Source organism: Streptomyces sp. NPDC093984 (assembly GCF_044764595.1).
GTDB lineage: Bacteria > Actinomycetota > Actinomycetes > Streptomycetales > Streptomycetaceae > Streptomyces > Streptomyces cynarae.
Genome location: NZ_JBIWIM010000001.1, coordinates 21913 through 34193, shown reverse-complemented (window position 1 = coordinate 34193; position 12281 = coordinate 21913). Strand labels below are relative to the sequence as shown.

The 12281-nt window shown below is 69.3% G+C and carries 10 protein-coding genes; 6 read left to right on the top strand and 4 right to left on the bottom strand.

The features are described from left to right. Nucleotides 1–28: 28 nt before the first annotated feature. Nucleotides 29–628: a TetR/AcrR family transcriptional regulator gene (locus tag ACIRC0_RS00130; protein ID WP_403609168.1), complete on the top strand. Its 600-nt coding sequence runs from the start codon at nucleotides 29–31 to the stop codon at nucleotides 626–628. 4 nt (nucleotides 629–632) lie between these two features. Continuing rightward, nucleotides 633–1802, top strand: coding sequence for a GDSL-type esterase/lipase family protein (locus tag ACIRC0_RS00125; protein WP_403609166.1), 1170 nt, complete (start codon nucleotides 633–635; stop codon nucleotides 1800–1802). 7 nt (nucleotides 1803–1809) lie between these two features. Here ACIRC0_RS00125 and ACIRC0_RS00120 read toward each other — a convergent pair whose 3' ends face one another. Further along, on the bottom strand, nucleotides 1810–3213 hold the full coding sequence (locus ACIRC0_RS00120; RefSeq protein ID WP_403609164.1) for a glycoside hydrolase family 43 protein: 1404 nt from the start codon (nucleotides 3211–3213) through the stop codon (nucleotides 1810–1812). A gap of 269 nt (nucleotides 3214–3482) precedes the next feature. Between ACIRC0_RS00120 and ACIRC0_RS00115 the strand changes: the two genes are divergently transcribed. Continuing rightward, entirely contained in the window at nucleotides 3483–4148 is a 666-nt protein-coding gene (locus ACIRC0_RS00115; RefSeq protein WP_403609162.1) for a peptidoglycan-binding protein, read from the top strand. A gap of 136 nt (nucleotides 4149–4284) precedes the next feature. Here the strand turns inward: ACIRC0_RS00115 and ACIRC0_RS00110 are convergent, their stop codons facing one another. From ACIRC0_RS00110 to ACIRC0_RS00100, 3 genes are all read right to left on the bottom strand, one after another. Beyond that, entirely contained in the window at nucleotides 4285–6213 is a 1929-nt protein-coding gene (locus tag ACIRC0_RS00110) for a phosphatase PAP2 family protein (RefSeq protein WP_403609159.1), read from the bottom strand. A gap of 196 nt (nucleotides 6214–6409) precedes the next feature. Then, nucleotides 6410–7519: a Gfo/Idh/MocA family protein gene (locus tag ACIRC0_RS00105; RefSeq protein WP_403609157.1), complete on the bottom strand. Its 1110-nt coding sequence runs from the start codon at nucleotides 7517–7519 to the stop codon at nucleotides 6410–6412. Nucleotides 7520–7622: 103 nt separating this feature from the next. Then, nucleotides 7623–8801 carry an ROK family protein gene (locus ACIRC0_RS00100; RefSeq protein ID WP_403609155.1) on the bottom strand — a complete coding sequence of 393 codons (1179 nt, stop codon included), beginning with the start codon at nucleotides 8799–8801 and terminating at the stop codon, nucleotides 7623–7625. Between the two features lie 219 nt (nucleotides 8802–9020). Here ACIRC0_RS00100 and ACIRC0_RS00095 point away from each other — a divergent pair, with 219 nt between their 5' ends. The 3 genes from ACIRC0_RS00095 to ACIRC0_RS00085 all read left to right on the top strand — a co-directional run bounded on the left by ACIRC0_RS00095 (nucleotide 9021) and on the right by ACIRC0_RS00085 (nucleotide 12280). Beyond that, nucleotides 9021–10346, top strand: coding sequence for an extracellular solute-binding protein (locus ACIRC0_RS00095; protein ID WP_403609152.1), 1326 nt, complete (start codon nucleotides 9021–9023; stop codon nucleotides 10344–10346). 123 nt (nucleotides 10347–10469) lie between these two features. Beyond that, entirely contained in the window at nucleotides 10470–11381 is a 912-nt protein-coding gene (locus ACIRC0_RS00090) for a carbohydrate ABC transporter permease (protein ID WP_403609149.1), read from the top strand. Beyond that, on the top strand, nucleotides 11378–12280 hold the full coding sequence (locus ACIRC0_RS00085; RefSeq protein ID WP_403609147.1) for a carbohydrate ABC transporter permease: 903 nt from the start codon (nucleotides 11378–11380) through the stop codon (nucleotides 12278–12280). Before ACIRC0_RS00090 ends, ACIRC0_RS00085 begins: the two co-directional genes overlap by 4 nt. Nucleotide 12281: the final 1 nt, after the last annotated feature.

Below are 12281 nucleotides of genomic sequence, written 5' to 3'. Positions count from 1 at the left end.
TCGCTTCAGGTTCACGAAGGGACAGGCGATGGCGCGCGCAGGGCTGACAACCGAACGGCTGGTCCGGGCAGGGGCGGAACTGGCCGACGAGGTCGGCTTCGACCAGGTCACCGTCTCCGCGCTCGCCAGGCGGTTCGATGTCAAGGTCGCGAGCCTGTACTCGCACCTGAAGAGCTCCCATGACCTCAAGACCCGGATCGCCCTGCTGGCTCTGGAGGAACTCGCCGACCGGGCCGCCGAGGCGCTGGCCGGGCGGGCCGGCAGGGACGCCCTGACAGCCTTCGCGAACGTCTACCGCGACTACGCCCGCGAGCACCCCGGCCGCTACGCGGCGGCGCGGTTCCGGCTCGACCCGGAGACGGCGGCCGTCAGCGCCGGGGGCAGGCACGCACAGATGACCCGCGCGATCCTGCGCGGGTACGACCTGACGGAACCGGACCAGACGCACGCGGTCCGGCTGCTGGGCAGCGTCTTCCACGGCTACGTCAGCCTGGAGGCGGCCGGAGGCTTCAGTCACAGCGCTCCCGACTCACAGGAGTCCTGGACATGGATCCTGGATCGCCTCGACGCCCTGCTGCGCAACTGGCCCGCGAATGCGGACAGTTGGACATCTCGATCAACAGGTTGAAGCGATGAACACCCACTGGATCACCACACCCGTCACCGCGGACCTCGTGCGCGGCGCCCTCGACCTGGAGCGCACGGCGCACGGCGTCCTGCCGCACCGGCTGCCCGCCCGGGCCCGCGCCCAGTGCGCCGACCCGCAACTCGCCCTGGCCGAGTCCCAGCCCTCAGGTGTCCGGCTGGCCTTCCGCACCCGGGCCACCGCCGTGGAACTGGACGCGCTGCCGACCAAGCGGGTGTACGTGGGCGCCCCGCCCCGCCCGGACGGTGTCTACGACCTGCTCGTCGACGGTCACCTGGCGGGCCGGGCCAGTGTGCCGGGCGGCCACACCCTCACGATCGACATGACCACCGGAGCCGCCGAACACCGACCCGGACAGGCCGGCACCCTCCGCTTCACCGACCTGCCCGACCGTCTCAAGGACGTGGAGATCTGGCTCCCGCACAACGAGACCACCGAGCTTGTCGCCCTGCGCACCGACGCGCCCGTGGAGCCCGTACCGGACCGGGGCCGCAAGGTGTGGCTGCACCACGGCAGTTCGATCAGCCACGGCTCCGACGCCGCGAGCCCCACCACCACCTGGCCCGCGCTCGCCGCCGCCCTCGCCGGCGTCGAACTGATCAACCTGGGTCTGGGCGGCAACGCCCTGCTCGACCCGTTCACCGCCCGCGCCCTGCGCGACACCCCCGCCGACCTGATCAGCATCAAGATCGGCATCAATCTGGTCAACACCGACCTGATGCGTCTGCGTGCCTTCACCCCGGCCGTGCACGGCTTCCTCGACACCATCCGCGAAGGCCATCCCACCGCACCGCTGCTGGTCGTCTCGCCCCTGCTGTGCCCCATCCACGAGGACACCCCCGGCCCCAGCGCCCCGGACTTCACCGCCCTCGCCACCGGGCGACTGAGCTTCCGGGCCGCCGGGGATGCGGCGGAGGTGGCACAGGGCAAGCTGACCCTCGCCGTCATCCGTGACGAGCTGGCCCGGATCGTACGGCAGCGGGCGGCCGACGACCCGAACGTGCACCATCTCGACGGCCGCGACCTCTACGGCGAGGCGGATGCCGCCGAGCTGCCGCTGCCCGACGAACTCCACCCGGACGCCGCCACGCACCGCCGCATCGGCGAACGCTTCGCCAAGCTGGCCTTCACGGCCGACGGGCCCTTCCGGGTGTAGGAAGGGCCTAATAGCCGACGGAGAACGTGGCGTCGGCCCGGTCGGTGGCCGTCGAGACGGGGTCGATGCGCAGCACGTAGTCGGAGTGCCTGATGTAGCGGGTCGGGTAGTTGTACGAGCGGAAGGACGTCCACGAGGAGTCGGCCAGCCCCGCGGTGGAGTAGAACGTGGCGTCCTTTGCGAACGTCGAGGTGCCGTCGTTCACGTCCAGCCGCAGCTGGTAGTCGTAGTGGCGCAGATAGCGGGTCGGGTAGTTGACCGACTGGAAGGACAGTCCCGAACTGTCGGCGAGACCGGGCACGAGCTTCCACTGCGCGTCCGTGTACGGGTCGAAGGGGTACTCGTCGATACGGCCGACGTAGTTCGAATGCCGGACGTAACGCGCCGGGTAGTTGTACGACTTCAGCCGCCGCCAGGCCGGAGCGCCCCACTTGGCGACGAGGTTCGTGTACTCGGTCGTGGTGATCGGCTGGATCGTGCCGTGCTTGGAGTTGACCGGCTGGGTGTAGTCGCGCTGGTCCAGGGCCGTCCAGGTGCCGGTGGCCAGGTCGGTGCTCTGCCAGGCGTAGAAGACGCCGTTGGGTGTGTAGGTGTCTCCCCACAGGTACCAGGCGCCGGACGTCTGCGACTTCACCAGGATCGGTGCCTCGGTGCCGCCGTGCGCGACCGGGGTGCTGAAGACGGTGAAGCTGCCGGGATCCAGGGAGGCGGACCGCGCGCCCACCAGAGCCTGCTTGGAACTGTCCTTGAAGTAGAGGTAGTTGACGCCGCCGACGCCCACCGCCATGTCACCGTCGATGACGTCGTAGCCGGGGTCGAAGAAGACCTGCGGGGACGACACCGTCAGGAAGTCGGTGGTGTAGTTGACCATGATCACGTTGTGGCCGCTGCCGTTGACGGCGGAGTAGATGATCGCGTACCGGCCGCGCCCCGCGTCCCAGAACGCCTCGGGCGCCCAGCTGTGGGTGTTCATGTCGTGCAGCCTGAGCCGGCGATAGCCGGTGAGGGTGCGCAGGTCGGAGGAGTCCCAGACGTGGATGTACTGGCTGACGTAGCTCCAGTCGGTGCCCTTGAGGTCGGTGGCGAGGACGACGAAGGTGCCGTCCTGCTTGCGCAGGATGAACGGGTCGCGCAGGCCGCCGGCGCCCTCGGTGGGCGTGACCACGGGGTTGTTCTGGTTGAGCGGCATCCAGTGGCGGGAGTCCGTGCTGACCGCCAGGTGCAGGCCGTAGTCGGTGCCGGTGCCGTTCGGCGACTCGGTGAAGTAGCCCATCACATAGGCCGAGTCCGCGGCGCGCGCGGGCCGGGCGCCGGCGGTCAGGTCGGCGGACAGGGCCAGCGGCACGGTCGCGGCCATACCGAGGAACAGCCGGCGCGACGGCCGTGAAGCGGGGAGGGGGTGGACGCTCATGCGCTCTCCAAAGGGCGTGCGGGGGCCGGGATTTCGAACGCGGTTCGGTGAATCGGTCAGAAGGTAGAGGCGAGCTGAGCGAGCGTCAATGGTGAAGGCGATGCTTGCCGATTCCTGTGGGGCAATGGCCGCTCAGGGCATCATGCCCGGGCGCCGGGCGGACGCACCGTCGCCGCGGTGACTGTGCAGTGCCGGTGAACCGGTCGGCGTCCCCGCACGTATCTCTTCCCGGGGACGGCGGGAGACCGCGGGCACGGAAGGAGAGCAGTGTGGCGACACCGACCGGGCAGGGTCAGCCGCTGCGGCGCCGGGTGCTGGAACCCACCTACGTCGTGCGCCGCCGCCGCACCGAGGCCCTGGCCGAACTGGTCAGAGAGCTGCAAGAAGGGGAGAGGCGCCCGACGCAACCCGGCTACGAGCCGATCGTCGTCCACGTGGCGCCGGCGACCGCCGAGGACGCGACGGAGGAACTGCCCCCCGTACCGTCTGCCCGGGGCCGGCGCGAGCGGCCCGTCGACGACGGACTCACCCTGCGCCGCGCGGCGGTCACGGTCGGGGTGACCGCTGCCGCCCTCATCGGCTTCGGCGCCGCCCTCCTCCTGCCCGGCCCGCAGGGCGACGGCACCGAGCAGCACGCCGCGGCCCCGCCGCCCCGGTCACCCGCCACCAGCGCCCCCGCCCAGCGGACGGGCACCGACCCCGACGGCCCCGGGACCCTGCGCGAGGGCGACAGCGGCCCGCAGGTGACCGAACTGCAAAAACGCCTGCTGCGCATCCCCGACGTCTATCAGCACGGGTCCACCGACGGCCGCTACGACGCCACGCTCGCCGCCGCTGTGGCCCGCTTCCAGCTCTGGTACGGCATCCGCGGCGACGAGACCGGCGTATACGGCAACGACACCCGCCGCGACCTCGAGTCCCGCACCACGCTCTAGCGAGGTGCGGCAGCGGGCACGGGTCCGCGTACGGCGGCCGCTCACCCTCGATCCGTACGCTCCCGTGCCCGCCCAGCGGTGCTGGCGTGTCGCGCATTCCCCTGGCGCGACACGCCCGTCACCGTGCGGCCACCGGCTACCGCTTCAGCAGCCGTACGGCCAGCCCGTCCGCCGTGCACACGGGGACCGCCCGGTAGGCGTCCGACGCCACGGTGACGCGCCCGAACTGCCCGCGCAACGACCTCGCAGCGATCACCGGGACGGTGGCGCCCACCGCCGGCGGCCGGTCCTCGTCCAGGTGCAGCGCCAGCACGCTGTCGCGGTCGAGCACCACGCGCCGCTCGACCGTCAGCGCCGCCTTGTGCCCCGCCCGCAGCGTGACGTCCAGGGCCGCTCCGGCCGCCTGCGTGTAGGAGCCGCGCACCCGTACGGCGCCGGCCACCACCAGCGTTCCGCCCGCCACCCGCACATCACCGTGACCCAGCGCGCTCCGTGAGGCGGCGACGAGGGTGCCTTCCTCGAGCACGGTGCCGCCCGTGTACCGGTTGTTCCCGGTCAGGGCCAGGGTCCCGGTGCCGCGCTTGGTCAGGCCGCCCTCGCCGTCGATGTCGTTGCGCCAGCTGTCGTGCGCGCCGAACCCGCCGTCGGCCGCGTTCATCGTCACGCGCACGTCCGTCTCGAAGGAGCCGTAACCGTCCGCCGCCGCGAACAGGTTGAGCCGCCCCCACTGCTCGAAGCCGTCCAGCAGCACATAGCCGGAGGGCAGCGCGGTCGTCCGCAAGACCTCGCGCCGCTGCGCCGCGTCCAGGTACGGCAGCCGCGTCTCCAGCAGCACCTCGGCGCCCTTGGGCACGGTCAGGTCGCTGTGGCACCCTTGGCGGGTCAGCACATAGGTCAACCGGGGCCCGACCGCGCGGGCGTTGGCGTCCCGGTCGGCGTACGGGTCGGTGTCCGTGCCCGCCGAATGCGCGTGGGCGTAGAGCGTGTCGGCCGTCGCGCCGGTCTTCTCCTGGAAGTAGGCGAGAGCCTGGGCGCGTGCGGCTGCCTTGAGGCCGGCGTTGGCGGGGTCGGCGAGCGTGGCGGCGGCCAGGGCGGTGGCCATGATGCGCCCGCCGATCACGTCGACGGTGGAGTGCATGCCTGCCATGATCCGGGTGTGGCTCAGCTCCAGTGCGCGGGTCACCAGTTCCTGGAAGCGCTCCGGGACCGCGTACGCGTAGGCCAGCCCCGCCAGGTGGAAGGCGTTGGTGTGGCCGCTGGGGAACCCGCCGTCGTCGGTCGGGGACGTGCTGCGCTGGCGCAGGAGCTGGGGAGCGACGACGACGTCGGACTCGTAGACCGGGTAGCCGAGCGCGTCGGTCTTCCCGGTGTCGACGACCTCGCTGTCCTCGTTCATGCGCCAGGGACGCGGGTACTGGTAGGCGTACTTGGCCGGGTTGCCGGAGGCGTACGGGCCGCGCAGGGTGTCGACCAGCTCGGCCACCTTGCCGAGCGCGGAGTCGTGGGAGCCGGCGCCGAGCGCGGAGCCTGCAGGCGCGTCGGCCGGCACAGCGTCGTCGATCTTGGTCGGCGGTGTGCCGTCCGGAGCGCTCGTGATCGACGTGACCGCCTTGGCACCCGCCTTGTAGAGGTCGGCCAGCGGGCCGAGGCCCGCGATCATCGCGTAGCTCTGGTGCTGCCGGTCGTAGAGGAAGGCCTCCTTCGCCTGCGCGTCGGTGCGGGCGGCGGTGATCCGGGCGCAGTAGCGCATGTTGGCCCGCAGCACCTCGGGCATCAGCACAGTGCCGGTGTTCCAGGCGCCGCCCGTCTTCCACACCGTGCTCATGCCGCCGAGGACGCGGACGACCGCGTTCGTCTCGGGGGTGAGGTTGGCGAGCACGTTCGTCCGGTAGTCGTCGACGAACGCGGCGGGGCTCGTGGCGGCCTTGGCGTCCGCCGCGGCGAGCCAGCCGGCGAACGTGGGCGCGGCCAGCACACCGGCAAAGGCGCCGAAGGAGGTCTTGAGGAAGCCTCGCCTGTCCACGGCGAGTCGACCGGTCGAGTGGTGCCCGGCGGGTGACGGCATGCGTGAGCCTCTCTTCATTTCTTCGGCCGTGCGGCCGGGGTGGAAAGTGGCGTGCGATCGCGTGCGACGCGTGGACGGCTCGTGAAGGCACCCAAGTCAACTGATGCGTACGAGCGAAGATCTACGGCCGAGTCGTGTCCCGTCGGCGAGAGTTCGTCGACCGGGACGTGTCCTGTACGTGAACGGGGCCGATCCGTCAGTCCGAGCCGACACGGCTGCCGGCCATGCTGTCGTAGAAGGGCGAACCGGGAGAGACGTCCGAGGGTTTCACCGGGCGGTCGGTCGCGGCGGACGCGTAGATACCGGCCACCAGCGCGAGAGTTCGCCGGGACTCTTCGAGCGGCACGGGCGGTGGGGTGCCGTCGCGCAGGGAGGACAGCACCTTCGCGAACTGGGCCCAGTGCCCGCTGCGGGAGTTCTGCGCGGCCGCCCCGTCCCCGGCGGCGGTCAGGCCGTGCTGCCACGCCGCGAGCACGTCGTCGTGCCCGGGTGCCGGCGTCACGCGCCAGTCCTCGTCCCGGTACCCGTACAGGTGCGTCACCTCCACGGTGGCGTGCTCGAAGTCGTAACGCAGGTACGACTCCTGCCGCGGCGAGAGGGCGCTGTTCACCACGGAGGCCACGGCGCCGTTGGCGAACGCCACATGCGCCATCGAGACGTCCTCGGTCTCCGTACGGCGCGCCTGCGTCCTGGTCACGGCCCGCACCTCGGTCCAGTCGCCGAGCAGGTCCAGCATCATGTCCATCTGGTGGATGCCGAGCCCCATCGTCGGCCCGCCGCCCTCGGTGTCCCACCGGCCGCGCCAGGGCACGTCGAAGTACGCCTGGTCGCGAAACCAGGTCGTGTGGCAGACCGCCAGCAGCGGGCGGCCCAGCAGTCCCGAGTCCACCAAGGCCTTGAGCCGGGCCTGGCCCCGGCCGAAACGGTGCTGGAACACGGTCGCGAACCACGGCGGGTCGCTCACGGCGGCGGCGATCTCGTCGAGTTCCCGCAACGACAGCGCGGGTGGCTTCTCCACCAGCACGCTTGCCCCGGAGCGCAGGCAGGCCAGTGCCTGGTCGCGGTGGAGTCCGGGCGGTGTGCACAGATACACCAGGTCCGGGCGGGACCGGGCGAGCAACTCGTCGATGTCGTCGTAGCCGGCCGGCGCCCCGTGCTTGGCCAGGAAGGCGTCCAGCCGGGTCCGGTCGGTGTCCGCCGCGGCCACGATCTGCGCGGCGACCGGACCGGGGGACGTGAGCGCGGCCGCGTGGTCCATGGCGACGTCGCCGGTACCCACCACCGCAATCCGTATCATTTCGTCCATCACTCACGCTCCATCCTGGTTCGGCTGGTGGTAGGAAGTAGGACTGCGACGCTGCCGGCGGCGCGCCCGCCCGCGACGTCCAGGCGTCGCACGGCCGACGGCATCATGCGAGGTACGTCGCGGAACGGGCGTGTTCGATCGTCAGCGCGCTCACGCCGCTGATCGCCGCGTCGAAGCCGAGCTCGCTCACCGCTATCCGCGGCACCCAGGGGATCCGGCCGACGAGGCGCTTGGTCAGCTGCTCCGCGGACTCCTCGCTGTACTGTGCGAACGCGCCGGCCAGCACGATGACCTGGGGCGAGAGCACGACCGAGGTGGCGACGAGGGCGAGGGCGATCGAGTCGAAGAACTCGTCGCGGGCCCGCGCGGCCTCGCTGTCGCCCTCCCGGCAGCAGGCCATCATCGCGCGGAACGCGGGACCGATGCGCTTGCCGTGCAGGCCTTCCCGGGCGGCGAACGGAAGCACCTGCGCCGCCAGGGTCGACTCGACGTCGCCCTGTTCCGTGAAGTAACGGGCGAACGATGCGCTGGAGGTCAGCAGGAAGCCGATCTCACCCGCGGCCGACCGGTGCCCACGGTAGAGGTGCCCCTCGTTGATTATCCCGGCGCTCAGTCTGGCGCCCAGCACGAGCGCGACGGCACTCTGTGCGTTCGCGAGGGCTCCGCCGGTCCACTCGCCGTAGGCCGTCGCGTTGGCGTCGTTCTCGATGTGGATCGGCAGATCGCACCGTGCCGAGACGATGTCGGCGAGCGGCACTTCCTGCCAGTCGAGTTCGACCGCCTTCGACACCACCCCCGCGTGCACGATGCCGGGAACCGTGATGCCGATGGCGACGATCGGCGCTGTCACCCCCGTCTCCGGGGAGGTCAGCCGGTCGACGAGGTGGAGCAGCCCGTTGATGCGGGCGGCGCCTGCGTCCTGGCCGTCGAGATCGAAGGTGTGGCTCTCCTCGTACAGTGTGGTTCCGCCCAGGTTGACCAGGCGTCCTCGCGCCGTGTACTCGGTGACGTCCACAGCCATGATGGCGCGGGCCGACGACGCGAAGCGCAGCAGCGTCGAGGGCCGGCCGACCGACGGGCGCACCTGGCCCGCGAGCTCGACCGCCCCCTCCTCTATGAGCGCCGAGCACAGCCGCTCGATGGTGGCCGAGCCCAGCCCGGTGCGCTGTTGGATGTCGCGGCGAGACAGTGGTCCGTGCTCGCGGAGTACGTCTAGGATCGCGGTCCGGTTGATCTCGGTGACGTGCCGAGTTGTCGCGGTGCGCGGCGCCCGTCGTTTCACAACCCTCCCCAATAGCCATCGGACTGAGGATAAGTCTCGTCCGCTGGTTTTCCCTGGCTGCACCGGAGAGTACCAGTCCTGCGCCGTGTGCCAAGGGCCCCAAATACGCAAAGAGATGCGACAACCCTTGTGGGTATTCAATCACAGTGATAAGAAACGGGGACCTGCTACTAGCGGCCGGCGCCGTGCTCCGTCCGCTACGACGGAAAGGGATCGAAGATGACCAGTGTGGGTGTGCGGCGCTCCCGCCGACTCGGCCGCGGCGGCATACGCCGCGTGGTTCCCCTCGCTGCCGTGGCCACGGCAGGTGCCCTTCTGCTCTCCGCCTGCGGGGGGTCGGGGTCCAGCTCGGGCGGGAACTCCAAGTCGCTGACGTTCTGGCTTTCCACGGTCCCGGGGCAGGATGCGGGCTGGAAGAAGCTGGTGGCGCAGTACAAGAAGGAAACCGGCGTCGACGTCAAGCTCGTCAACATCCCCTACGACGGCTACCCGACGAAGCTGCACAACGCCGCTCAGGCGAACGCTCTGCCCGACGTGGCGGACGTGCCCGCGCTGGACCCGATCTGGTCGAACAAGCTGATCGACCTCAGCTCCATCGCCAACAACAAGAGCTACAACATCAACCCCAACTTCCTCGCGAAGGACTCGTCCGGGAAGGTGCTGTCCATCCCCTCGGACGTCACCGCGTCCGGTCTGTACATCAACGAGACGCTGTTCAAGAAGGCCGGCGTCTCCTTCCCGACCTCACCCCAGAAGACCTGGACCTGGACCGACTTCATCGCGGCGGCGAACAAGGTCCGGGAGAAGACCGGCGCCAAGTACTCACTGACGTTCGACCAGTCACCGTCCCGGCTCCGCGCCATGGTCTACGAGATGGGCGGGAAGTACGTCCACGCGGACTCCTCGGGCAAGTTCTCGGTGGACGACGCGACCAAGAAGGCTGTGAAGTACTTCGTCGGACTGAACGACGACAAGACCATGCCGAAGTCGGTGTGGACCAGCGGCGCCGACCCGTCGGCCATGTTCCAGAGCGGTGACGTGGTCGCCTACTGGTCCGGTGTGTGGCAGGTCCCCGCCTTCGCGGAGAGCATCAAGAAGTTCGACTGGGCGAGCGTCCCGACTCCGGCCCAGCCGGTGCAGGCCAGCGACGTCAACAGCGGCGGCATGATGGTGGGGTTCAACAACAACGGCGCCGCGGCCACCGCCGCGCAGAAGTTCATGTCCTGGATCTACGAGCCGGACCACTACCGCGAGCTGTGTGAGGCCTCCGGGTTCCTGCCGGTCGAGAGTGGTCTGAACCCGAAGTACCCCTTCACCTCCGAGGCGGCGCAGGCGGCGTTCAAGCTGTACAACGAGGAGATCCCGCTCTACGCCCCGATCTCCGGTTACTTCAACACCGCGCAGACGAACTGGGTGCTGAAGGGCAAGAGCCTCACCGAGGACCCGACCAAGACGGAACTCGGCAAGGCGATCAACGGGCAGCAGCCGGTCGACAAGGCGTTGGACAACATCGTGGCCGGCTACAACCAGCAGGTCGGCGGTTGATCGTAGGCCGACGGGCCCGGGCGGCGGGGTCGAGACACCGCCGCCCGGCCTACGGCGCCCACGCGATGCCGGCTCATGGCGTGAGCCCACAGGAACCCATCCCACCAGCACGGAGTCAGGAAGATGACAAAACGCGCCTCGGACGTGTCCGCGAGTCCACCCAGGAGACGCAGCAGCTACACCGTCGCTCCGCTCGTCCTCATCGCGGCCAATGTCGTGCTCTTCGCGCTGTTCTTCGTCTGGCCCGCGGTGATCGGGCTCCTCTACTCCTTCACGAACTACACGGGCGTGGGGGTGTTCCAGTGGGTCGGACTGGACAACTACCACAACCTCTTCGGGGACTCCACGTTCTATGACGCGCTGACAAGGACCCTGCTCTACACCGTCCTCTTCGTCCCGCTGAACTTCGCGCTCTCGCTGCTCGCCGCCAACCTGGTGGTGAACAAACACGCCAAGGGCTCGTCGGTCGCCCGCGTCATCTTCTTCATCCCGTGGCTGCTGTCGCCCATCGTCGTGGGCGTCCTGTGGCGGTGGCTGTTCGGTGAGAACTTCGGACTGGTCAACTACGTCATCGAGAAGCTCGGCGGAGGCGCCGTTCCGTGGCAGTCGAACGCGGACCTGTCGCTGCTGGTGGTGGTGATGGCGGCAGCTTGGGCGTGGACCGGTTTCACCATGCTGCTGTTCATCGCGGCGCTCAAGAACGTCCCGGTGTCGTACTACGAGGCGGCCGAGCTCGACGGCGCCGGTCCGTGGCGCAAGTTCATCAGCATCACGCTGCCGAGCATCGCGCCCACCTCGTTCATCGTCATCCTGCTCAACACGATCAACGCGATGAAGGAATACCCGGTCTTCGTCGCCCTCAACAACGGCGGACCCGGAACCTCGAACAACCTGCTCGTCCAGTACATCTATGAGACCGGCTTCAAACGGGGCCAGATCGGCTACGCGAGCGCCGCGTCGTTCGTGCTCATGCTCATCCTGATGGCCGTCGCGATCATCCAGCTGATCGTCAACCGGCGGGTGGAGAACCGATGACAACCACAGACATGCCACGCCCGCTCGACGCCGACGCCCAACAGCCCGTTTCCGAGCAGCGTCCCCGCAAGGCTGTCCGCGGTGGGATCCGGAGGGCGGTGCCTGCGACGACACTGCTGTGGATCCTGGCGTGCTTGTACGGGCTGCCGGTGCTGTGGTTCATCCTCAGCTCCCTCAAGCCGGCCAGCGACCTGTTCTCCTATCCGCTGACGCTGGTTCCGCACCACCCCACCCTGTCGGGTTTCAAGGCGGCGTGGGACAGCGCCAACTTCTCCCAGTACTTCATCAACACGGCCATCGTGTGCGTGATCACGACGATCCTCACGGTGGGTGTCAGCTGCTGCACGGGCTACGCGCTGGCCAAGTACGACAACAAGTGGCTCAAGGTCTTCTTCCTCTGCATCCTGGCCACCACGATGCTGCCGTCCGAGGTCATGCTCGCCCCTGAGTTCCTGGTGGTCCGCAACCTCGGCCTCTTCAACTCGTTCGCCGGCATCATCCTCCCGGCCGTGCTCACCGCGACCGGATGCTTCATGTTCCGCCAGTTCTTCCTCACGGTGCCCGACGAACTCGTGGAAGCCGCACGCATCGACGGCGCCCGCGAACTGGCGATCTTCGCGCGGATCATGGTGCCGCTCTCCCGGCCCATCATGCTGACCCTCGCCATCCTGTCCTTCCAGTGGCGGTGGAACGACTACATCTGGCCGCTGCTGATGCTCAACGACCCCAACAAGTTCACCGTGCAGATCGGCATCCAGAGCATCGTCGGCGCGCAGAACATCAACTGGTCGGTACTGCTCGGCGCATCGGTCATCTCCATGATCCCTCTGATCGTCATCTTCCTGGTCTTCCAGCGCTACGTCATGGGCGCCGACATCAACGCCGGACTGAAGGACTGAC